This window comes from Ruegeria sp. I1, assembly GCF_056532675.1.
In genome coordinates this window covers 344,922-367,380 of the sequence record NZ_JBQFNM010000004.1, presented here as the reverse complement: position 1 = coordinate 367,380, position 22,459 = coordinate 344,922, and the positions used below count along the sequence as shown (strand labels likewise).

Sequence of the window (22,459 nt, the reverse complement as noted above, 5' to 3'; positions counted from 1 at the left end):
ATTTTTGCCCGTCGACTGTGTGAATTTGGTTCACGTCGCGTTTAAGGCCGGATGAGTCCCTTGTTTACGGGTTGGGGGCACTCTACATCGGCACCCATGAAACTCCGCCTGCCGTTTGTCAAAAAACATCCCGTCGTCGCCGTCATACGCCTGTCCGGGGCTATTGGAATGGCCGGGCGCGGAGCGTTAAACGATACCTCGCTCGCCCCTGTTTTGGAAAAGGCGTTTCGTAAGGGAAAGCCAGTTGCCGTCGCGCTAGAGGTCAACTCTCCGGGTGGCTCACCGGTTCAAAGCTCGCTGATTGGGTCACGTATTCGGCGATTGTCTGATGAGCTCGACATCCCGGTGATTGCCTTTGTCGAGGACGTCGCGGCCTCGGGCGGCTATTGGTTGGCAGCGGCAGCTGATGAAATCTGGGCCGATGAAAGCTCGGTCTTGGGTTCGATCGGAGTGATTTCTGCCAGCTTTGGAGCGCATGAATTTCTGGCAAAGCAGGGGTTCGAGCGGCGCGTGCATACGGCTGGCAAGTCGAAATCGATGCTCGACCCGTTCCGGCCGGAAAAGAAGGAAGACGTCAAGCGTCTGCAGGGCCTGTTGGGCGACATCCATGAAAACTTCATTGCGCATGTCAAAGCCCGCCGTGGGGACAAGCTGGACGAAAGTGCCGATCTTTTTACGGGCGAAGTCTGGCTTGGAAAACGCGCGCAGGAGTTGGGGTTGATCGAAGGCATCGCCCATCTCAAACCCAAGATGCAGGAGCGTTTCGGCGAGAAGGTTAAATTTCGGCGCTACGGCGTGCGCAAACCAATTTGGTCGCGCTTCGGGGCTTCGCTGGTGCAAGACGCCATTGCCGGGCTAGAGGAGCGGGCGGCCTACGCGCGTTTCGGTCTGTGACGTGATCATCAAAATTGTCACCTTGTTTCTGGTTGCCATGGGTGTTTTGGCGATGTTCGGCAAGCTGCGGTTTCCCGGGCAAAAACGTTTGAGCTCGGCCAAATGTCCGCGCTGTGGCAGATTCCAGATCGGCAAGGGGCCTTGTGCCTGTGAAAAAGGAGGCCGGACATGACGGCATGGCTGCTCTCCGGCCTGGGTTTGGTGATCCTGCTGTTGGCAGGCGATGCGCTGGTACGCGGAGCAGTGAACCTGAGCCTACGATTGGGGGTACCTGCCCTGATCGTCAGCCTGACCATCGTGGCCTTTGGCACCTCGGCGCCTGAATTGTTGATCGCCATCAGCGCGATTGACGAAGGTGCGCCTGGTCTTGCGCTGGGCAATGTCGTTGGGTCCAATACGGCCAACATCCTGTTGGTACTGGGTGTGCCCGCATTGCTAGCGACCCTGCACACAAGCGAATGCGACAGCCGCAAAAGCTATGTCTTTATGTTGCTGGCGAGTGTTCTGTTCATTGGCCTGGCCTTTTGTGGTGTCTTCAACCTGTTCAGCGGCGCAATCCTGTTGGCCGCACTTGGGCTGGTTCTGTGGAACGCGTTTCGAGATGCAAAAGCACATCGCAAAGCCTGCGCGGCTGATGATGAGTTGGATGGTCTGGAAGAGGCTGATCCAGACATGCCGTATTGGAAGATTTCGATCTACTTGATCCTGGGCCTGATCGGCCTGCCCATGGGCGCGCACCTTCTGGTGGACAACGCCACAATTATCGCACGTATGTATGGCATCAGCGAAACCGTGATCGGCCTCACGCTGGTCGCGATTGGGACGTCTCTGCCTGAACTGGCGACAACGGTTATGGCCGCGCTGAGGCGACAGGCGGACGTAGCGCTGGGCAACGTGATAGGGTCGAACATGTTCAACCTTCTGGCCATTGTCGGCATTGCCACCTGGTTCGGCAACATCCCCGTCGACCCGGAATTCCTGCGCTTTGACCTGTGGGTGATGCTGGGGGCATCGCTGCTGCTGATCCCGTTTGTGTTTTTCAAACAGGATATCTCTCGCATCTGGGGTCTGGTCTTGACGTTTCTTTATGCGCTTTATCTCACCGCATTGCTGATGTGATCTGACAAAGAGAGGTAGCCCATGTCCCGAGCCTTAGTAACCGGAGCCGGAATCCGTTTGGGGCGGGCAATGGCGCTGTATCTGGCCGGGCGCGGGTATGATGTGGCCGTTCATTTTGCGACCTCGGAACAGCCTGCGTCAGAGACGGTTGCACAGATCGAAGCCCTGGGCCGCAAGGCGGTCCCGCTGCAGGCTGATCTGTTGGATGAGGCTCAGGTCGCGGCCTTGCTTCCACGCGCGGCTGAGGCGCTGGGCGGGCCGATCACCTGTCTGGTGAACAATGCCTCTATCTTTGAATATGACAACATCCACACGGCCACGCGCCAAAGCTGGGACCGGCACATCGATAGCAACCTGCGGGCACCCTTCGTGCTGACGCAGGCCATGGCAGAACAGGGCCTGCAGCCCGAAACTGATGCGCAGGGTGAACCGGTGGCGACCGGGCTGATCGTCAACATGGTGGACATGCGGGTGCGCAAACTGACGCCGGAATTCATGACCTACACCATTGCCAAGATGGGGCTTTGGGCACTGACCCGAACGGCGGCGCAGGCGCTGACACCTGCGATCCGAGTCAACGCCATTGGGCCCGGCCCGACCATGCAAGGACATCGACAATCTGAGGAGCACTTTCAGGCCCAACGCGCGAACACGGTGCTGGAACGCGGTGCGAATCCCTCGGATATCACGGCGGCACTTGGCTATTTTCTCGATGCTCATGCGGTCACAGGGCAGCTTTTGTGCGTTGATGGCGGGCAGCATCTGGGGTGGCAAACCCCCGATGTTCTGGGCGTAGAATAGGTAAATCCGCTGTAAGTTTTACACCGCTCGCTTTCCTGTTACATGCGCGTTACAAAAATGTCTTTTTTTTCATGTACTTGCCGGCGCCTCAAAAAAATAGCATTATAAAACAAAGCATTAGGAGAGCGCCTAATTTTTGTGCAAATCGGCGAACTGGCAATGAAACAAGGAAGATTCCCAGATCAGGGAAACTTATCTGCATACTTATCCACAGAAACCGTGGATTTGTTTTCTCTTGAACTGTGGTCCACAAGATTGCAGCCAATGCCAGAGAATCATATCTCAGAGCTATGACCGGCCCAAGCGAATCGACCTCGGACACTCAGCCAACCGGCTACGCCTGCATTCAGCGCTATCTGAAGACGCTGGACAGTTCGCCTGGCGTCTACCGGATGTTGGATGCCGATAGTCGGGTTTTGTACGTGGGCAAAGCGCGAAACCTGAAGGCGCGGGTGTCGAACTATACGCGCCCGGGGCATTCCGGTCGGATCGAGAAGATGATTGCCGCGACCGCATCGATGATGTTCCTGACCACACGGACCGAGACCGAGGCGCTGCTGCTGGAACAAAACCTGATCAAGCAGCTTAAGCCTAAGTACAACGTGCTTCTGCGGGACGATAAGAGCTTTCCGAACATACTGGTCGCCAAAGATCATGCCTTTCCGCAGATCAAAAAGCATCGTGGGGCGAAGAAGGAAAAAGGCACGTATTTCGGGCCCTTCGCCAGTGCGGGGGCGGTGAACCGGACGCTGAACCAGTTGCAAAAGGCATTCCTGCTGCGCAATTGCTCGGATTCCATGTTCGACAGCCGGACGCGGCCCTGTCTGCTGTATCAGATCAAAAGGTGTTCGGGACCGTGTGTTGGCCTGATTTCCGAGGGCGACTACCGCGAAAGTGTCAAAGATGCGGAACGGTTCCTATCGGGGCGATCCACCAAGGTGCAGGAAGATCTGGCCGACCAAATGATGGCCGCGTCCGAAGCGATGGAGTTCGAACGCGCCGCAGGATTGCGTGATCGCATCCGGGCGTTGACGCAGGTGCAGACCAGCCAGGGCATCAATCCGCGCGGTGTGACCGAGGCGGACGTGATCGGCCTTTATATGGACAGCGGACAGGCTTGCGTGCAGGTGTTTTTCATCCGGGCCAACCAGAACTGGGGGAACAAGGATTTCTATCCCCGGGTTGGGGCCGATGTGTCTCCGGCTGAGGTGATGGAGGCCTTCCTAGGTCAATTCTACGACAACAAGGAACCGCCACGCCAGTTGATCCTGTCAGACGGGGTCGAGAATGCTGATCTGATGCAAGAGGCGCTGACTGAAAAGGCAGGTCGCAAGGTTGAAATCCTTGTGCCTCAACGCGGTGAAAAACAAGAGCTGGTCGCCGGTGCCCTGCGCAATGCGCGCGAGTCGCTGGCGCGCCGCATGTCGGAAAGTGCCACGCAAGCCAAGCTGCTGCGCGGTGTGGCCGAAGCGTTTGATCTGGATGCGCCTCCGGCACGAATTGAGGTTTACGACAACTCTCATATCCAGGGCACCAATGCGGTGGGTGGCATGATCGTGGCAGGGCCCGAAGGCTACATGAAAAACGCCTATCGCAAGTTCAACATTCGCGGCGATGACCTGACCCCGGGCGATGACTTTGGAATGATGAAAGAGGTTCTGACCCGTCGCTTTACCCGCCTGCAAAAGGAAGACCCCGACCGCGACAAAGGCATGTGGCCCGATCTGCTGCTGATCGATGGCGGGGCCGGGCAGGTGAGCGCAGTGCAAGAGATCATGGAACAGTATGGCTTTGAAGACATCCCGATGGTGGGTGTCGCCAAGGGCGTCGACCGGGACCACGGTAAGGAAGAATTCCACCGCATCGGTCAGCGCCCCTTTGCCCTGAAACGCAACGACCCTGTATTGTATTTTATTCAGCGCCTCAGGGATGAGGCTCACCGCTTTGCCATCGGCACCCATCGCGCGAAACGCGCCAAGGCGGTTGGGGCGACGCCTCTGGACGAAATCCCCGGCGTGGGTGCAGCGCGCAAACGTGCTTTGCTGACCCATTTCGGCAGCGCCAAGGCGGTCAGCCGCGCCAATCTGGCAGATCTGAAAGCGGTCGAGGGGATCTCAGCCGGGTTGGCGCAAAAAGTCTACGATTTCTTCCATGACAAGGGCTAGGCCCGCCGTCCGCGCCACAGGATGTAAAGCCCAGATGCCACGATCAGCGCGCTGCCGATCCACATTGTCTGATCCAGATGCTCGCCAAAGAAGATTACGCCCAACGCAACCCCAAACAGCAGGCGGGAGTAACGGAAGGGCGTCACAGCCGACACTTCTCCGGTCCGCATGGCCTTCATCAGCGACGCGTAGGCAATGGTTCCGAGGATCACGGCGCCGGCCATATGCAGGCTTGTATCGAGGGGCAGCGATACAATGGGTGCTTGTTCCCAGAAGCTATAGGAGAACCCCGCGATGATCACACAGGCGAAGCCATAAAACCCCAGAACCTCGATGCCCAAACTGGCCGGTGCCGCACGGCTGGCCAGATCACGCCCTGCAAACCCCAACATCCCGAACACGGCAAGCAAAGACAGGACGCTAAAGCTGTCGCCTGTTGGTTGGATGATGATCACGACGCCGATCAGACCCACAAGAATGGCGCTCCACCGTCGCCATCCAACGGTTTCGCCAAACAGCAGCGCCGCACAGGCGACAACCACCAGCGGCGTGGCTTGCAGGATCACAGTGGCCGAGGATAGCGGAGTCAATGTGAAGGCCAGAATGTAGAACAGGCGCCCTAGAATCTCAAAAACTGCACGGATTTTCATTGCAGGCGACAAGACGTCGGGCTGCCACAAACGTGTGCCACGCGCCTTGGCGACACTGGCAAAGATCAGCGACCCACCCAGCCCGAACAGGACGAGTGTTTGCCAGATGGGCAAGGCCAGGGCGGTGGCTTTCAGCAGTGCATCTTCAAGCGCGAAACACGCCATTGCGCCGATCATCCAGGCGCTGCCAACCAAATTGGCGCGCGCATCGGTTTCGATATGTGGGGTCATGCTGTGCCCTTGGCAAATTCATCGGCAATCTGACGCCATTCCGGCCCGGGGCCAAGTGCGAAAAAGGGTACATCGGGTCGGCTGTGCCACTTTGACCAAGCCTCTGGGATTGGCGCGGTTTTTTAACCCTTTGTCTTTTCTGTCCTGACCCGGCGATGTAGGGTCTGCTCATGAAGTGGAACCTGCCGAATATTCTGACACTGCTGCGCCTGCTGGCAGCCCCCGGTCTGGCCGTAATGTTTTTGTATTTCACCCGCCCCTATGCGGATTGGTTTGCGCTGATCCTGTTCCTGTCGGCAGCGATCACCGACTGGTTCGATGGCTATCTGGCCCGCGCGTGGAAGCAGGAGACCAAGATCGGGGCCATGCTGGACCCGATTGCAGATAAGGCCATGGTGGTTGTCGCGCTGATGATCCTTGTCGGTTATTCGACCGAGCATTGGACCCCCTGGTTGGTCCTGCCCGCCACCGTGATCCTGTTTCGCGAGGTCTTCGTCTCAGGCCTGCGCGAGTATCTGGGCGATGTCGCAGGAACGCTCAAGGTCACCAAGCTCGCCAAGTGGAAGACCACCGCGCAAATGGTGGCGATCGCAATCCTGTTTTCGCAGGGCATCTTCGAGCACTATTTTGTGATGGCCACGTTTGGCATGGACCCGACCACCATTGATCAGGTTTTGACCGGCCAAATAGAGGATGTGAACAACATAGGCTGGACGCTTGAGGGTATGTACTGGTCAGGCCAGATCGGCCTATGGCTGCTGTGGATCGCTGCGGCGCTGACATTGATCACCGGCTATGACTACCTACGTAAAGCCATGCCTCATCTGAAGGAGAGCTAACCGATGAACGTGCTGTATTTCGCCTGGGTGCGCGAGCGGATCGGTCTGCCGAAAGAGAAGGTCGAGACAGATGCAGCGACCGTGTCGGAACTGGTTGCAGAACTCAGCGCACGTGAAGACCGCTATGCTGCTGCATTTGCCGATATCTCGGCCCTGCGCGTGGCGCTGGATCAGGAACTATCGGATTTCGATGCGCCCTTGGATGGTGTGCGCGAAGTGGCGTTTTTTCCACCCATGACCGGCGGCTGACATGCGTATCGTCGTTCAGGAACAGCCGTTCGATCTGGGGGCCGAGGCTAATGCCTTTGCCGCCGGGGGCGACGCCAATGGCGCCATCGTGACCTTTACCGGCGTGGTGCGCGATCTGGTCTCGGGTGATCTGGACGTGATGGAGATCGAACACTATCCGGGCATGACCGAACGCGCCCTCACCAAGATCGCCGAAGAGGCGCAGATGCGATGGTCATTGGGGGATGTGCTGGTCATTCATCGCTATGGGCGGTTGTCCCCAGGGGACCGGATCATGATGGTGGCCACGGCCGCCCCGCATCGCAAGGATGCGTTCGAGGCGGCCGAGTACCTTATGGACTACCTCAAATCCCGCGCGCCGTTTTGGAAGAAAGAGATCACGCGCTCAGGCGCGGAATGGGTTGCCGCAAAGGATGAGGACGAAGACGCGCTGGGGCGTTGGTAGTAAATCATTAACCCTGCCTAAGCTACTCTGTGAGAACTACGAACCAGATTCCCGAAGACGCACTATAAGGAAAGTAACATCTGTGCAGCTCTCCGATCCGGAAAACCGACTTCTATTGGCATGTTTCGAAGCAAGTCGCGCATGGTTCCAAAGCGGGAAAAAACACGAAAGCGAAAAAGCGCATAGCGACAGAATTCGATACAACGTTAGAATTACCGAGCAGCAACTCAAACGTTTTTTGATAACTTGGAAAGTTGCTAGAAATGCAAACAAGAACAAAAGGCGGGAACTGTGTGAAGCGCTTACAAAAATTGCTGATCGATACCAAAATTTGTGCGCTATCAGCAGCCCTGGTTTTGTTCTGGACTTAGAAGATCTGAATAAGACGAGAACTGCCTACGGAAGGCCCGTCTCTCTGGTTTCTAAGTATCTCTTCTGCAGAATGCCAGAAGTGTTTTCGCCCTATGATCAGTATGCCCGCCGTGCGTTGATAGCACTCGGAGCAGAAATTGAAGTTGCAAACTACGTCCAATTCATGAGATCCTTCGAGCTGTTCCACGCCAAAGTTGCCCAGAGCCTGATTGAGCGCGGGTTGACAAGCGAATTTTTCGCCTTTGGGGGCGCAGAGCCCATGCATGAAAAACTGTTTTCCCGACGTGTTGCGGACAAGTATCTTATGTTGATTGGCGGTTACGGAGATCAAAAGTTCATTGAGTCAATTCAGACCAACCTAAATTCATTTTCTGGCGATGCACGACAAACATTTGAAGCGAGCACAACCTGCGAATGAAGGCTGACAGTTTCTGTTGGCATTGATCTTTGGTTGAACTCAATCCGCGTTGTTGATCCGTCCGCGCAACTCCTCAGCCTCCTGCCTTGCCGCGCGCAGCCCGTCCATGGCGGCGGCCAGCTCGGCCTCAGTCTGGGTTAGTTGGTTGGTCAGCTCCGCCTCGCGCTGTTGCAAGTAGGTGATCGCCTGATCGCGGGTTTCTTCGGCTTCGTGAAGTTCCTGGCTCATGCGGTCCAGATCGGCCACGTCGCTTTGACGGACGCGCGACAGGCGATGTGCCAGCCAGTTGGCGAACCAGCCCATGCAGAACGCCGCGAACAAGATGATGGCTGTGGCGATGATGAATTCGATTCTGTTCAACTTACTGGTCCTCTGCATCCGCCTCGGGTTCCGATGCGGTCGTGTCGGTCTGTTCTGCCGCGCCTGTCTCGGACTCAAGCGCTTCCAGCCCTGTCTCGGTGTTCTCGGTGGGCGCGGGGCGGATCAGACGAAACTCAATTCTGCGGTTTTCTTCGCGGCCCTCTTCGCTCTCATTGTCGGCTATGGGTTGCGTTTCACCATAGCCAACGGCTGTGTAGCTTGAGGTTGGAATCCGCCTTCCGCGCAACTCGTTTAATATGGATTGCGCGCGCGCCTGACTGAGTTGTTGGTTCATCTCTTCGCGGCCCTGACTGTCGGTATGACCCTGAATCTCCATCCGGATTGGACCACAGTCGCGCAGGATGTCGGCGATCTGATTAACTGTATTGCGCGAGTCGCTTGCAATCGTGGCAGAGCCGGGCTCGAACGCGATTTTGCTGGCGGACTGTATCTGGACGATCTGTTCTTCGCATTGCTCTGGGTCGGGCAGGGCATCCTCGGGCTCGGGCGGCTCCACGTAGGTGATCGACAGGCTAAATTCTTGCGCGTCGCCCAGTTTCTCGGACAACAGGCGAGCGATCCGGGCTTTTGCCTCCTGATCATGGCTGATGCCATGCAGGTCGACCGTCTCCGTCGTAACGGTCAGCGCGCCATTGTGAAGCTGAGACAGCGCCTCAAGCCCGGCCAAAACGCGCACGGGCCAGTCCCCTGGAAGTTCGGGGACAATACGGGTGGCGGTGTACACCTGTTCCGAACCGAAGGTTGCGCGGGCATAGCTGTCGACCATGTCGCGCAGTGTTTCATCGCTGACCCGACCGCGCAGTTGCACAAGGCCCTCGGGGCTGCGGGTAGCTGAGAATTCGGTGGGCTCATTTGCCCCCTCTGCCTCTGGTTTTGGCAGAACGGCGTGCAGGGCGAAGACCTCGGGCAGTGCGTTTTCCAACTCGCCCACCACACGATCAAACACGTTCGGATTTGTGCCCTGCGCGGCGATCAGGGTCATATCTGCGTCAGATATAGTCAATGATCCCTGGCCGATTTCCGCCAATGCCTTGATTCCCAGCGAAGCCGCCTCGGGCCAGCGCGGCGTAGGGACGCCCAGGCCAATCGTACAGCTGAACGGGGCAGTCAAACCTGCGGACTGAGCCGCCGCCATGATCTGGTCGCGGGCATCCTCATCCTGGGCCGAGCAGGCATCGAACCGTCCGCCATCGTCGCCGATCAGATAGCGCAGCGTGAAGGGTGTGATCACCGGGCGCGGGGCCGAGATCGACAGGCCGATCCGCAAGCTGGGCGGGGCAGCGCGGGTCAGCGCCTGCTCCAGCCTTTCTTTCTGGGCCTGACTGTCGGCAATCGCCGTCACCCGAACCAGCCCTGGGCTGGCCGATATTTTGGCACGGGGGAGTCGTGAAAGCGCGCTGATGGCAAAGGTAATGGCATCGTCCCAGCCCTCGGGCTTGGGATAGTCCGCGGTCTCCATCAGATCCGACACTGCCACGGTCGGGTCCAGATCGTTTAACCTGTCGACAAGTTCCTCCCGATCCTCACTGGCCGGGATCAGGCCGATGATCGAGATACCGCTGTCGTTGCGCAGAATCTCAGTCGAAAAGCGGGGCGCGGCCAGAGCGGTGGTTAGGGTGACACCCATCTCGTCGATGACGCGCGAAGTATCGACCTCGGTGCCTGCGGCAGTCAGGGCATTAAAGCGCTTGGCTTCATCCGGTGCAGTCCCGGTCAGAACAACGCGCAGCCCGTCGGATTGCACTTCGGCCCAATCGTGGCCGTTCAGGTCCAGCGCGCGGCGCACGGCAAATTCCGACGTTTCTTCGATCTTTGTGACGGCAAAACTGGCCGCCAACAGTGAGAGCCCCGCAGACACAGCAAAGATCAGGGAAACAGACAGAACATAGGGCAGACGCATGTGCGGGCTTTGAACTCCTCGGGCGTTTGGCGAACTCTTACAGACCCCGGCCAGAAGGTGCAATCAGAGCAACAGTGCAACGCAGAGGAAGATCAGCGGAATAAGGCCGGTGTCCCGGTTGGAATGGAACAATTGCAGCAGCTTGCTATTGTCTTCGATGTCCAGCCCGCGCAACTGCCACATCATGTGCCAGCCCATGGCCCAGGGGCCGCCAAGCGCAATGACCAGCGCCATAATGGATGCATGGGGAACCATGGCGTCGACAATCGACAGCCCCATCAGGGCCACCGTGGCCACCAGAAAATATTTGAGCCAATTGGCGGTATCGGTGCCAAACAGGCGTGCGGTGGATTTGATACCGACAAGCTCGTCATCTTCCGCATCCTGATGCGCGTAGATGGTGTCATAAAACAACGTCCACGCAATCCCCGCCAGATAGAGCGTGATTGCGGGCCATCCCAAACTGCCCGTGTGGGCTGCCCAAGCCAGCAAAGCGCCCCAGTTGAAAGCAAGGCCCAGAAACACCTGAGGCCACCATGTGAACCGTTTGGCAAAGGGATAGATCGTCACGGGCAACAGCGACAGAACGCCCATCGCAATTGCCGCTTGGTTGAAGCTGAGCAGGATGCCCAGAGCCAGCACACATTGTAGGATCATCCAGATCACAGCTCGCCGAACGGTGACCTGCCCGGATGGCAGAGGGCGCGACCGCGTGCGTTCCACTTGCGCGTCGAACTCGCGATCTGTGATGTCATTCCAGGTGCAACCCGCACCGCGCATCAGGAAGGCACCCAGTGCACAACCGATGGCGATCCACAAATCTTCGAGCCTGGGTTGCCCGTCATGCAAAATTGCGAGCGCCAAACCCCACCAACAGGGAATCAGCAGCAGCCATGTGCCGATAGGTCGGTCCGCGCGGCTGAGGCGCAGATACGGGCGGGTGAAGTTCGGGGCATATGTGTCTACCCAGTTCCCGCTTACGGCATCAGCGACCTGACCATCTGGTGTTGGGGCATTGCCTTGCATATGTAAGGCCTCATGAGTGCGAAGATCAGACTGTATGTAGATCAGCCTTTGGGTCAGGGGCAATCCGTTGAATTGACGCGCGAGCAGGCCCATTACCTGTTCGGTGTCATGCGCCTGTCGGTGGGTGGGTCTGTGGCCCTGTTCAATGGCGAGGATGGCGAGTGGCTGGCCGAGGTGGCCGAGGCCGGAAAACGCGGCGGTGTTCTGAGCTGTGTGGAGCAGACCAAACCGCTGCAGTTGCCCCCTGATTTGTGGCTTCTTTTTGCACCGATCAAAAAGGCGCGCACGGATTTCATTGTGGAAAAAGCAACCGAGATGGGGGCTGCGCGGGTTCTGCCGGTGCAGACAGAATTCACCAATTCCGAACGTATTCGGCAAGATCGCCTGCAAGCCCATGCGGTTGAGGCTGCCGAGCAATGTGGCGGAACCTTCGTACCCGAGGTCGCCGAGTTGAAGCGGTTGGACCGGGTGCTGGACACATGGCCTGAGGGGCGGAACCTGATGTTTTGTGATGAGGCCGAGGCTGGCTCGGCCCTTCGATTGGCCGCCAATGAGAAAGGCCAGCCATGGGCTATTCTCATCGGTCCCGAGGGCGGGTTTTCTGACAAAGAGCGCGCGCGTTTGGCGGCATTGCCCTATGCGCATGTTGTCAGCCTCGGGCCCCGTATCCTGCGCGCCGATACAGCAGCGGTCGCCTCGCTGACCATGTGGCAACAGGCATTGGGGGATTGGTCATGATCCGGGAAGCCAACCCATCTGATGCCCCGGCGATTGAGGTGTTTCTGGCCGACTATCCCGATACATCCATGTTCCTGCGCAGTAATCTAGCAGCGCATGGCGTAGGGTTCACAGAATCTGAGCATTCGACTCGATTCTTTGTCTGGGGAAAAAACCAGATCGAAGGCGTGTTCGGCCTGACGAAAAAAGGGTATCTGATGGCGCAGCTGCCGGACAGTACGCCAGAGGCTGCGCAAGGTTTCGCAGACATGATCAAGGATCAGACGGTGTTGGGTATGACCGGCGTTGCCCCGCAGGTTCAGGCTATTCTGAAAGCGCTGGGCATTGGGGAGGCAGCGTATCGCCTGCACCATGATGAGCCGCTTTATCGCCTTGATCTACAGAAGCTCCCGACAGCTCCGATGCCATATCGCGCCCCTACCGACGCGGACCGCCCGATCCTGCTAAATTGGTTTGCAGACTACTTCGAGGACACTGGTCAGGCCAGCGGTCAAGAAGCGCGCGATATGGCTGACGGTCGCGCCACGATGGATGTCCAATCCGGCCGCGTCATCGTTTTGCTGGATGAGGGCTCCCCGGTGGCCATGGCAGCGATCAATGCGGCGGTTGCGGGTCATATTCAGGTCGGCGGAGTTTTCGTGCCACGTGAGAACAGAAACCGGGGGCTTGGCCGCAAGGTCACTACCGCGCTTTTGCAACAGGCAAAGGACCAGGGTGCAGACACCGCCATTCTATTTGCCAACAATCCACCTGCTGCACGGGCTTACGAGGCGCTCGGGTTCCAGCAGGTTGGCTGGTATCGCATCGCGCTTTTACAAAACCCACAAAAGGTGCTGTCATGAGCTTTATCCGACCCGAAGCAAAGCTGGCCCTATGGCGCTGGCGCGAAGTGCTGATCGCTGTGTTTGTTCTGATCCTCGGCCTCAGTTGGATCAACGGACCGGGTGGTTTGCTGGGATGGCTTGGATGGGTGCTGGTTGTGGTCGCCAGTGCCTTGGCTGTGATCGGGGTTCAACGTGCCCGGTTTCGTACGGGATCGGGCGGGCAGGGCATTGTGACGGTGGACGAGGGCCAGATTACCTATTTCGGACCGCTGGACGGTGGCATGGTTGCCACGCGTGAGATTGAACGGCTGGCGCTTGATCCCACCTCGGCCCCGGCGCATTGGGTTTTGGACCAACCAGGGCAGCCGGCGCTTCACATTCCTGTGAATGCGGAAGGGGCCGAGGCGCTGTTCGATGTTTTCTCGGCCCTGCCGGGGTTGAAAACCGAGCAAATGCTGACGGAATTGAACGGCCGCTCGGCGCATCCGGTGGTGATTTGGGAGCGCACGCCCTCACGTCCCGCGCATCTTCGGTTGCATTGACACTGGCGCCAATTGCGCCCACGACTGACCGTCAAGACAGACACATCAGGATCGGAGCACAGGTCTCATGTCTATCCCTCAGTCCGGCGGCGGTCCCATCGAACGCCACGAACAACTGGCCGAATATCTGGAATCGGGTTGCAAGCCCAAGGAAGATTGGCGCATCGGGACCGAGCACGAGAAGTTCGGCTATTGCAAAGACACCCTTAAGCCGCTGCCGTTTGAAGGCAAACGCTCGATCGTGGCGGTGTTGGAGGGGCTGCGGGATCGCCATGGCTGGGGCGAGGTACGTGAAGGCGGCAAGCTGATCGGTTTGGAAAAAGACGGGGCCAATGTCAGCCTGGAACCCGGCGGTGCGCTGGAACTATCAGGCGCTCCGCTCGAGACGATCCACGAGACCTGCGATGAGGTGAATACTCACCTGCGTGAGGTGAAGGACATCGCCGACGAGATCGGTGTGGGTTTCATTGGTCTGGGCGCGGCTCCGATCTGGACCCATGAGGAGATGCCGTTGATGCCCAAGGGGCGCTATCGGCTGATGAACGATTACATGGAAGAAGTCGGCACCATGGGACGAGCCATGATGCGCCGCACCTGTACGGTTCAGGTCAATATCGATTTTGGCTCCGAGGCCGACATGGTTCAGAAGCTGCGCGTCGCGCTGGCCCTGCAGCCGGTGGCGACGGCGCTGTTCGCCAATTCGCCGTTCTTCGAAGGCAAACCCAATGGCCAGAAAAGCTGGCGCAGCCATATCTGGCGGCATCTGGATGATGCGCGTACCGGTATGTTGCCCTTTGTGTTCGAAGATGGGTTCGGTTTTGAACGCTATGTGCAATACGCGCTGGATGTGCCGATGTATTTTGTCTACCGCAACGGCGAATACATCAACGCCTTGGGGCAATCCTTCCGGGATTTCCTGAAAGGCGAATTGCCCGCTTTGCCCGGTGAAACACCAACCTTGTCGGATTGGGCCGATCATCTGACCACCGCCTTCCCAGAAGCGCGGATCAAGAAATTCATGGAAATGCGCGGGGCCGATGGTGGCCCGTGGCGCAGGCTGTGTGCATTGCCTGCGTTCTGGGTTGGCCTGACCTACGACCAAGGCGCGCTGGATGCCGCCTGGGATCTGGTCAAGCGCTGGGATGCTGAAACGCGCGAGGAATTGCGGGTGCAAGCCGCCGTCAAAGGCCTGCAAGCGCAAGTTGGCGACATCAAGATGCACGATCTGGCGCGCGAGGTTGTGGCGATCTCAGAAGCCGGGCTCAAATCCCGCGCCCGTCCGGGTGCCGGGGGTCTTGTGCCAGATGAGACGCATTTCCTGAATGCGCTGAAGGAAAGCATCGAAACCGGCAAGGTGCCTGCTGATGAGTTGCTGGAACACTACAATGGTGACTGGAACGGCGATCTGACGCGGATTTATCCCGAATACAGCTACTGAATAGGCCATTTTCCGGTTAACATTCGGTTTGCCAGTGTCTTCCTCTCGGATTGAATACGGTCTGGGATGACGGATATTGTCGCGTGTCTGTATCGGAGGGTGATGTTTGGCCCGTATCAGCGAACTCCACTATTCCAACGCCTATGCCGCAAGCTCGGGCGTCAGCGAATTTTTGGAAGTGTCGATTGGTGCCTCCGAAGACCCTGCCAATTTCACTGTGTCCTTTTATCAGGCCAATGGTCAGGTCGGGATTGAAATCCCGCTCACCAGTGTTCCAACGGCGCAAGTGACCGTCGACACCGACAACAATGAGGTTGTCTATGTAATCTCAGCGGATGACTTCCCGATCCTGCTCACTGATCCAAACGGTGGCGGCTCGACAAACTACGAAGCGTACGCCCTAACCAACACAGCCACAGGAGAGGTGATCGACTTTTACGATATTGGTGGCGGCACGACGAATATCGTTGCTCAGAATGGGCTTGCAGCGGGGGAAACCTCGGTCAATCTGCCCGTGCTGGTCGGCCCGAACCAAACCACGACATCGCTGCAGTTCAATCGACCAGACACCAATACGCTGGTGTATGCTCCCGTAAGCCCCGGGGACAGCGGCGCCGCCTGCTTCACCGCCGGGACGATGGTGGATACATCGGATGGGGCGCGACGGATCGAAACGCTGCAACCGGGCGACTCTGTCAGCACGTTGGACAATGGCCTGCAACCGGTGCGTTGGGTTGGCCAGCGTACCGTGCCCGGGCGTGGTCGGTTCGCGCCGATCCAGATTTGCGCAGGCACGCTGGGGGCAAAAACTGATGTGCTGGTCTCGCCGCAGCACCGCATTTTGATATCCGGCTGGCAGGCAGAACTGATGTTCGGTGAAGCCGAGATACTGGTGCCCGCCATATCGCTGGTCAACGGAACCACCGTGATCCAGGCGCCGAGCGACAGCGTCACCTATGTTCACCTGCTGTTTGATCACCACCAGTTACTCAGCACGGCTGGTCTTGTATCAGAGAGCTTTTTCCCTGGCCGTCAGGGTCTGGCTGGGCTGGCACCGGAAACGGCCGAAGAACTGTTTACCTTGTTCCCGGAACTCCGGCGCTCACCTGCATCTTACGGCAAGGTTACCCGACCTGTTTGGCAAGGCAAAGCCGTGGCATTGTTGCGCTCGGTCTGATTGCGCCACGCGCCCCCTCTTGCTTTCGCGGGCTGCTGTGATAGCAGGTCTTCAACAGCAATCAGGGCCAAGTTCGGGAAGCGTCATGGACGATCTAAAGACAAAATATCTGGGTCAGATCGCCGAGGCGGGCGACGAAAACGCGCTTGAGGCGATCCGTGTCGCTGCCGTGGGTAAAAAGGGCGAGGTCGCGTTGAAGATGCGCGAGCTGGGCAAGATGACACCCGAGGAACGTCAGGTCGCAGGCCCGGCGCTCAATGCCCTGAAGGATGAGATCAACTCGGCGCTTGCCGCCAAAAAGGCTGCGCTGGCAGATGCGGCACTGGACGAGCGTCTGCGCACCGAATGGCTGGACGTCACCCTGCCGACCCGAGCGCGCCGTCAGGGCTCGATCCACCCGGTCAGCCAGGCAACCGAGGAACTGACCGCGATCTTTGCCGAACTGGGCTTTTCGGTGGCCGAAGGGCCGCGGATCGAGACCGACTGGCACAATTTCGACGCGCTGAATATTCCCGGCCACCACCCCGCGCGCGCCGAGATGGACACGTTTTACATGCACCGTGCTGAGGGCGAAAATCGCCCGCCGCATGTGCTGCGGACGCATACGTCTCCGGTACAGATCCGCTCGATGGAGCTGCAGGGCGCGCCGATCCGCGTGATCTGTCCGGGCGGTGTCTACCGCGCTGACTATGACCAGACCCACACTCCGATGTTCCATCAGGTTGAAGGGTTGGCCATCGACAAAGACATCTCGATGGCGAACCTGAAATGGGTTTTGGAAGAGTTCGTGAAGGCCTTCTTCGAAGTCGAAGATGTCGAACTGCGCTTCCGCGCCTCGCACTTCCCCTTCACCGAACCGTCGGCCGAAGTCGATATCCGCTGTTCCTGGGATAACGGTCAGCTGAAGATCGGCGAGGGCGATGACTGGATGGAGATTCTGGGCTCGGGCATGGTCCACCCCAAGGTGATCGCTGCGGGCAACATCGACCCCGAGGTCTATCAGGGCTTTGCCTTTGGCATCGGCATCGACCGTCTGGCGATGCTGAAATACGGCATTCCGGATTTGCGGGCGTTCTTTGATAGCGACCTGCGCTGGCTGCGGCACTATGGGTTTGCGGCGTTGGATATGCCGAACCTGCATGGTGGTTTGTCGCGATAGAGGTAGCTTTGAACGACTGGCTCACAGCATATCGGGATTGGTGGAAGCGTAGAGTTTCCAACTATCCTTTGTTATGGCTGTTGTGTTTGTTTCTCGCGGTATTTGTGCTGCCAACGCTCGCATCGTGGGTCTGGGAAAGAGACTCATCGACCGTGTTGATCGCTTTTCTTTTATCCGCGCTTCTGTTCCTGCCGGGCGTTCTAGTTGCGGCGCTGGAGTTTTTGCGAACAGGAGGTTTCTATCTGCGCGACAGGTTTCAAAGAGAGAAAACCCAAGACCTGATCAATAGACGGAGCAGCAGTTTTTGGAAGTGGTGGTAGATAATGTATCTACTAGGAGTATATCTTTCGAAATTCTATGATTGGAGTTTTGTGTTTTCTTCCCGCAATGGTCGTTGGGTGGGGAATGTAGTCCTCTTTGGTTGGTTCGTTCTCTTTTGTGCTCTTGCGAGTTTTCTGCCTGGATGGGTGAGCGCACTAATTTTGCTTATATCCGCACCATTCCCTCTCCTTTTTATGATGGCAAATCAGAAGGTTTGGGAAAAACGAGAACGAGCGGCGCGAGACAAAGAGGCTCAATTGTGGAAAACCAAGAAGCTTATTGATCGTTATAAGAAATAGGCGCGGAGCAAAGACCGATAGGTCACCGCGCCATCGCCAGACCGCCCGCACGGGCTGGCGATTTGTCTCCCCCCGCGTACCGCTCGGAAAGCGCGCGGATTTGGCCAGTATAAACTGCCCACCACAAACAAAGGATCGCCACCCCACGGTCTGGCGGTGACGCGGCTTGTTACATTGCCCCACGGGCTTGTGACGTGACTCGGCGCTCAGGCTGGGTACGGTCAGGCGCATGATCTATCGACTGCTTTTCCTTCTGATGACAGCCACACCGGCCTTTGCCATGGGGCCGTGGAACACCGAATGCCACGGCGATACCGCCTGTCAGGTTGGCGACCGCTCGTACCACGTGCTGGAGCCAGAGGGGTGGGACGGCGAGACGCCTCTGCCGGTGCTTCTGCATTTCCACGGTTGGGCGCGGCAGGGGACCGTGGTGGTGAACCACGAACGCATTGCCGGGGCGACCAAGCTACGGGGCGTGCTGCTGGTCGCCCCCAACGGGTTGGGCAAAACCTGGAACTTCTGGTCGGCGGATACGCGGGACGTGCCCTTTGCCGACCGGGTGCTGGAGGATGTGGCCAAACACTATCCGATTGACCGCGACCGCATCTATGTCTCGGGCTATTCCTATGGCGGCGCGATGGCGTGGCGCTATGTGTGCCAGTCGGGCGATGACATCGCCGCCTTGCTGGCCGTGGCCGGTTCAATTCAGCAGACCGAAACCTGCCCAGAGGCCCCGGTCGAGGCGCGCCATGTGCATGGCCTGCGCGATAAAGTGATGGATTTTCCCTATGGCGCAAACGGCGACACGACCTATCCGGTGGCCCTGTGGCGCGCGGCTTATGATTGCCATGATGCAACCCCGCGCGGGGATTGGAGTGTCGAGCCGTTCCTGACGCTTAGCCGCATGGAATGGACCGATTGCGCGCAGGGGCAGGTGGTGCTGGACACCCATCCCGGCGGGCATTTCATCCCCCACGGTTGGATCGGGCGGCAATTGGACGAGCTTTTGGGACGCACCCCGACCTATCCATGACGCGCAGCGCTTGCACCCCGGCCCATTCTTTGCCATTGCCTGTGCCAAACGGATGTTTGCCCAAGAAGGCCGCTTGCAATGAAATTCACTCTGTCCTGGTTGAAAGACCACCTCGATACGGATGCGTCGGTTGATGAGATCGCCGAGGCGCTGACCGATCTTGGCCTTGAGGTCGAAGAGATCGTGAACCCGGCGGACCGGTTGAAGGGCTTTACGCTGGGCCATGTGAAACATGCCGAAAAACACCCTGACGCCGACAAGCTGCGCGTTTGCAAGGTCGACACCGACGAAGGCGAGCTGCAGATCATCTGTGGCGCCCCTAACGCGCGCGAAGGCATCACTGTCGTGGTCTGCAAACCGGGCATGTATATCCCCGGTCTGGATATCACCATCAGTGTTGGCAAGATCCGCGGTGTCGAAAGCTTTGGCATGATGGCCTCGGAACGCGAGCTGGAGCTGTCGGATGAACATGACGGTATCATCGAGCTGCCCTCGGGCGAGGTTGGTGATCAGTTCGTTGACTGGCTGGCCGAGAATGCCCCGTCAAAGATCGACCCGATGATCGAGATTGCGATCACCCCGAACCGTCCCGATGCGCTGGGCGTTGCGGGCATTGCGCGTGATCTGGCAGCGCGCGGTCTGGGGACTTTGAAGATACGCGACTACGTTCCGGTGCCCGGTGATTTTGAAAGCCCGATCAAGGTGACCATTGATGAGGACACGCTGGACGGTGCGCCGCATTTCACGGGACGACTGATCAAAGGTGTGAGGAACGGCCCAAGCCCGCAATGGCTGCAGGATCAACTGAAGGCGATTGGCCTGCGTCCGATCTCGGCCCTGGTGGATATCACCAACTACATGACCTTCGACCACAACCGCCCGCTGCATGTGTTCGATGCGGACAAGGTACAGGGAAACCTGCGCGTCCATCGCGCCAAGGGTGGCGAGACACTGGTCGCGCTGGATGAGAAGGAATACACGCTGCACCCCGGCATGATGGTAATCTCGGACGACAACGGCCCCGAATCGATTGCTGGTATCATGGGCGGGGAAGAGACTGGCTGTACCGAAGACACAGTGAATGTCTTTCTTGAAAGCGCTTTCTGGGATCACGTGCAGATCGCCCTTACGGGTCGTGCGCTCAAGATTAACTCGGATGCACGGTATCGGTTCGAACGCGGCGTTGATCCGGAATACACGTTGGAAGGGCTGGAACATGCGACCCAGATGATCCTAGATATCTGTGGTGGTGAAGCGTCCAAGGTGGTTGAGGCTGGCAAAGCGCCGAACCATGCGCGTGCCTACAAGCTGGATTCGGAACGTGTGAAGTCTCTGGTTGGCATGGATATTCCTGAAAGCGATCAGCGCCAGACCCTGACGCGCCTGGGCTTCCGCCTCGAAGGTGAAATGGCCCATGTGCCCAGCTGGCGCCCTGATGTCATGGGTGAGGCTGACCTGGTGGAGGAGGTCGCACGGATTGCTTCGCTGACCAAGTTGCAGGGCAAACCATTGCCACGCGTGACCGATGGCATCCCGAAGCCGGTGATGACCCCGACACAGCGCCGCCAATCGATGGCGCGGCGCACCTGCGCTGCACTGGGTTACAATGAATGTGTTACCTACACTTTCATTGATCAGGATGCAGCGGCTTTGTTCGGAGGCGGGGATGCGGCGACCCAGCTTGAGAACCCCATCTCGTCCGAGATGAGCCACATGCGCCCGGATCTACTGCCCGGATTGCTTCAGGCCGCGGCCCGCAATCAGGCGCGCGGCTATACGGATGTGGCCCTGTTTGAGGTTGGTCCGGTGTTCCATGACGGCGAGCCAGGGGAACAGCAAACGCAGATCACCGGCCTTCTGGTTGGCCGTTCGGGTCCAAAGGACGTACATGGCGCGTCCCGACCGGTTGATCTATTTGATGTCAAAGCGGATGCTGAGGCTGTTCTGGCAGCCATCGGCGCGCCTGCTAAGGTTCAGATCCTGCGTGATGGGGATGCCTGGTGGCATCCGGGCCGTCACGGCAAGATTTGCCTGGGTCCGAAAAAGGTGCTGGGCGTGTTTGGTGAATTGCATCCACGCATCCTGCAGTCGATGGATATCAAGGGCCCGGCGATGGCCTTTACCATTTGGCCGGATCAGGTGCCTCTGCCCCGTAAATCCGGCGCGACCCGCGCGGCTTTGGAGCTGCGTGATTTGCAGGCGGTCGAGCGTGACTTTGCCTTTGTCGTCGATGAAGGTGTCGAGGCGCTGACGCTGGTCAACGCCGCTGCGGGAGCCGACAAAGCGTTGATCGAGGATGTGCGCGTCTTTGACGAATTTATCGGGGGTAGCTTGGGAGAGGGCAAGAAATCCTTGGCCATCACCGTGCGCCTGCAACCAACCGATGCGACGCTTAAAGAAAAAGATATCGAGGCGGTGGCCGAGAAGATCATCGCCAAGGTTTCCAAAGCGACGGGCGGTGTCCTACGCGGGTAGTCGCAGCAATATACACTTTGCAGAGCGCGCCTTTTGGCGCGCTTTTCAGTTTGAGAAGAACTTGGTCAGCACATCAAAGACCAACCGGATGCGCCGACTGGTGTGCAGCTCGCGATGCGCGACCAACCAGATTGGAAATTCAAAGGGGTCCATATCTGGCAGAACCCGCTCCATCTCCGTAGCCGCATCCCCAACATTCTGCGACATGGGGGCGATGCCGAAGCCATGTTTGGCATATTCCCAAGCAACAACGCCATTTTGTGAACCGAGCCTGAAATTATCTTCCGTCAGGTGAATGCCAAGTGGCGCCAGATAAGCGATCATCTGATGGGCGTCGCCGAAGCTAATGAAGTCGTGGTTGGGCAAATCGCTTTTGGATTCAGGGTGCCCCATGCGGTTCAAATACGCGGAAGACGCATAAAAGTGGCCGGGCGCTTGCTGCACCAGTTTGGCGATAAGATCTGGTTGTTCAGGTCGCACATGGCGGATTGCGATATCGGCTTCGCGCCGCATCAGGTCGCTCACATCGTTCGAAGCGATCACTTCTATGCGCAGACGTGGAGCTTGTGCCTGAACCTCGCGTAGCAAATCCGGCAGAATGTGCGCTGACATGACATCGCTCGCGGTGATCCGAACACGCCCCTCGATCGATTGCGCTTGACCAGATGCCGTCAAGGCGATCCGATTGGCAGCTTCGCCCATGGCGCGCGTGTGTTCCAGAATCTCCAAACCAGCCTGCGTGATTTCTAACGCGCGGCCCACGCGCTCGAACAGCAAAACGCCCAAATCGGCCTCAAGCGCAGCGATCTGGCGGCTAAGGGTTGGTTGACTCTGTCCCAGTTGCCGCGCCGCTGCTGAAAGCGATCCAGTATCTGCGGTCGCCAGAAAGGCGCGCATGTGGTTCCAATCAAATTCATCGATGCTGGCCATACAAATATGTATAAGTGTTCTGCGATCTTCCGC

At 58.2% G+C, this 22,459-nt stretch carries 22 protein-coding genes; 17 read left to right on the top strand and 5 right to left on the bottom strand.

What is annotated here, in order from left to right; translation table 11 throughout:
• The first annotated feature begins 96 nt into the window (after nt 1-96).
• From ACR0DH_RS10420 to uvrC, 4 genes are all read left to right on the top strand, one after another.
• Nucleotides 97-894, top strand: coding sequence for a S49 family peptidase (locus tag ACR0DH_RS10420; protein ID WP_480548413.1), 798 nt, complete (start codon nt 97-99; stop codon nt 892-894).
• A gap of 168 nt (nt 895-1,062) precedes the next feature.
• Nucleotides 1,063-2,013 carry a calcium/sodium antiporter gene (locus ACR0DH_RS10415; protein ID WP_170535642.1) on the top strand — a complete coding sequence of 317 codons (951 nt, stop codon included), beginning with the start codon at nt 1,063-1,065 and terminating at the stop codon, nt 2,011-2,013.
• Between the two features lie 21 nt (nt 2,014-2,034).
• Nucleotides 2,035-2,814: an SDR family oxidoreductase gene (locus ACR0DH_RS10410; protein WP_480548415.1), complete on the top strand. Its 780-nt coding sequence runs from the start codon at nt 2,035-2,037 to the stop codon at nt 2,812-2,814.
• Between the two features lie 290 nt (nt 2,815-3,104).
• Entirely contained in the window at nt 3,105-4,979 is a 1,875-nt protein-coding gene (gene uvrC, locus ACR0DH_RS10405; RefSeq protein WP_480548417.1) for an excinuclease ABC subunit UvrC, read from the top strand.
• Here uvrC and ACR0DH_RS10400 read toward each other — a convergent pair.
• Nucleotides 4,976-5,860, bottom strand: a complete 885-nt coding sequence (locus ACR0DH_RS10400) for a DMT family transporter (RefSeq protein WP_480548419.1) — start codon at nt 5,858-5,860, stop codon at nt 4,976-4,978. The genes uvrC and ACR0DH_RS10400 overlap by 4 nt on opposite strands.
• Before the next feature lie 170 nt (nt 5,861-6,030).
• Between ACR0DH_RS10400 and pgsA the strand changes: the two genes are divergently transcribed.
• The 4 genes from pgsA to ACR0DH_RS10380 all read left to right on the top strand — a co-directional run bounded on the left by pgsA (nt 6,031) and on the right by ACR0DH_RS10380 (nt 8,183).
• The gene (pgsA, locus tag ACR0DH_RS10395) at nt 6,031-6,699 is read left to right on the top strand and encodes a CDP-diacylglycerol--glycerol-3-phosphate 3-phosphatidyltransferase (RefSeq protein WP_480548421.1); all 669 of its coding nucleotides are present in this window, start codon (nt 6,031-6,033) and stop codon (nt 6,697-6,699) included.
• 3 nt (nt 6,700-6,702) lie between these two features.
• The gene (gene moaD / locus ACR0DH_RS10390; protein WP_480544441.1) at nt 6,703-6,948 is read left to right on the top strand and encodes a molybdopterin converting factor subunit 1; all 246 of its coding nucleotides are present in this window, start codon (nt 6,703-6,705) and stop codon (nt 6,946-6,948) included.
• Nucleotide 6,949: 1 nt separating this feature from the next.
• Complete coding sequence (locus ACR0DH_RS10385; protein WP_480544440.1) at nt 6,950-7,393, top strand: molybdenum cofactor biosynthesis protein MoaE; 444 nt, start codon at nt 6,950-6,952, stop codon at nt 7,391-7,393.
• 82 nt (nt 7,394-7,475) lie between these two features.
• Complete coding sequence (locus tag ACR0DH_RS10380; protein WP_480548423.1) at nt 7,476-8,183, top strand: hypothetical protein; 708 nt, start codon at nt 7,476-7,478, stop codon at nt 8,181-8,183.
• A gap of 39 nt (nt 8,184-8,222) precedes the next feature.
• Here ACR0DH_RS10380 and ACR0DH_RS10375 read toward each other — a convergent pair whose 3' ends face one another.
• The 3 genes from ACR0DH_RS10375 to ubiA form a co-directional block, all read right to left on the bottom strand.
• On the bottom strand, nt 8,223-8,543 hold the full coding sequence (locus tag ACR0DH_RS10375; RefSeq protein ID WP_170446384.1) for a hypothetical protein: 321 nt from the start codon (nt 8,541-8,543) through the stop codon (nt 8,223-8,225).
• Between the two features lies 1 nt (nt 8,544).
• Nucleotides 8,545-10,464, bottom strand: coding sequence for an OmpA family protein (locus tag ACR0DH_RS10370; protein WP_480548425.1), 1,920 nt, complete (start codon nt 10,462-10,464; stop codon nt 8,545-8,547).
• A gap of 63 nt (nt 10,465-10,527) precedes the next feature.
• Entirely contained in the window at nt 10,528-11,490 is a 963-nt protein-coding gene (gene ubiA / locus ACR0DH_RS10365; RefSeq protein WP_480548427.1) for a 4-hydroxybenzoate octaprenyltransferase, read from the bottom strand.
• Nucleotides 11,491-11,502: 12 nt separating this feature from the next.
• Here ubiA and ACR0DH_RS10360 point away from each other — a divergent pair, with 12 nt between their 5' ends.
• The 9 genes from ACR0DH_RS10360 (at nt 11,503) to pheT (ending at nt 21,496) form a co-directional block, all read left to right on the top strand.
• A complete protein-coding gene (locus ACR0DH_RS10360) occupies nt 11,503-12,228 on the top strand; it encodes a 16S rRNA (uracil(1498)-N(3))-methyltransferase (RefSeq protein WP_480544437.1) in 726 nt (241 codons plus the stop codon).
• Nucleotides 12,225-13,070, top strand: a complete 846-nt coding sequence (locus ACR0DH_RS10355) for a GNAT family N-acetyltransferase (RefSeq protein ID WP_480548429.1) — start codon at nt 12,225-12,227, stop codon at nt 13,068-13,070. The genes ACR0DH_RS10360 and ACR0DH_RS10355 overlap by 4 nt, the downstream gene beginning before the upstream one ends.
• Nucleotides 13,067-13,594, top strand: a complete 528-nt coding sequence (locus ACR0DH_RS10350; RefSeq protein ID WP_170535662.1) for a hypothetical protein — start codon at nt 13,067-13,069, stop codon at nt 13,592-13,594. Before ACR0DH_RS10355 ends, ACR0DH_RS10350 begins: the two co-directional genes overlap by 4 nt.
• Before the next feature lie 67 nt (nt 13,595-13,661).
• Nucleotides 13,662-15,032 (top strand): glutamate--cysteine ligase, encoded by a 1,371-nt coding sequence (locus ACR0DH_RS10345; RefSeq protein WP_480548430.1) that lies wholly within the window; start codon nt 13,662-13,664, stop codon nt 15,030-15,032.
• A gap of 106 nt (nt 15,033-15,138) precedes the next feature.
• The gene (locus ACR0DH_RS10340; RefSeq protein ID WP_480548432.1) at nt 15,139-16,209 is read left to right on the top strand and encodes a Hint domain-containing protein; all 1,071 of its coding nucleotides are present in this window, start codon (nt 15,139-15,141) and stop codon (nt 16,207-16,209) included.
• Between the two features lie 85 nt (nt 16,210-16,294).
• A complete protein-coding gene (pheS, locus tag ACR0DH_RS10335) occupies nt 16,295-17,368 on the top strand; it encodes a phenylalanine--tRNA ligase subunit alpha (RefSeq protein WP_480548434.1) in 1,074 nt (357 codons plus the stop codon).
• Between the two features lie 8 nt (nt 17,369-17,376).
• Nucleotides 17,377-17,688: a hypothetical protein gene (locus ACR0DH_RS10330; RefSeq protein ID WP_480548436.1), complete on the top strand. Its 312-nt coding sequence runs from the start codon at nt 17,377-17,379 to the stop codon at nt 17,686-17,688.
• A 529-nt stretch (nt 17,689-18,217) separates the two neighbouring features.
• Nucleotides 18,218-19,021, top strand: coding sequence for a CE1 family esterase (locus ACR0DH_RS10325; RefSeq protein WP_480548437.1), 804 nt, complete (start codon nt 18,218-18,220; stop codon nt 19,019-19,021).
• A gap of 78 nt (nt 19,022-19,099) precedes the next feature.
• On the top strand, nt 19,100-21,496 hold the full coding sequence (pheT, locus tag ACR0DH_RS10320; RefSeq protein WP_480548439.1) for a phenylalanine--tRNA ligase subunit beta: 2,397 nt from the start codon (nt 19,100-19,102) through the stop codon (nt 21,494-21,496).
• A gap of 45 nt (nt 21,497-21,541) precedes the next feature.
• Here pheT and ACR0DH_RS10315 read toward each other — a convergent pair whose 3' ends face one another.
• Complete coding sequence (locus ACR0DH_RS10315) at nt 21,542-22,426, bottom strand: LysR family transcriptional regulator (RefSeq protein WP_480548441.1); 885 nt, start codon at nt 22,424-22,426, stop codon at nt 21,542-21,544.
• Nucleotides 22,427-22,459: the final 33 nt, after the last annotated feature.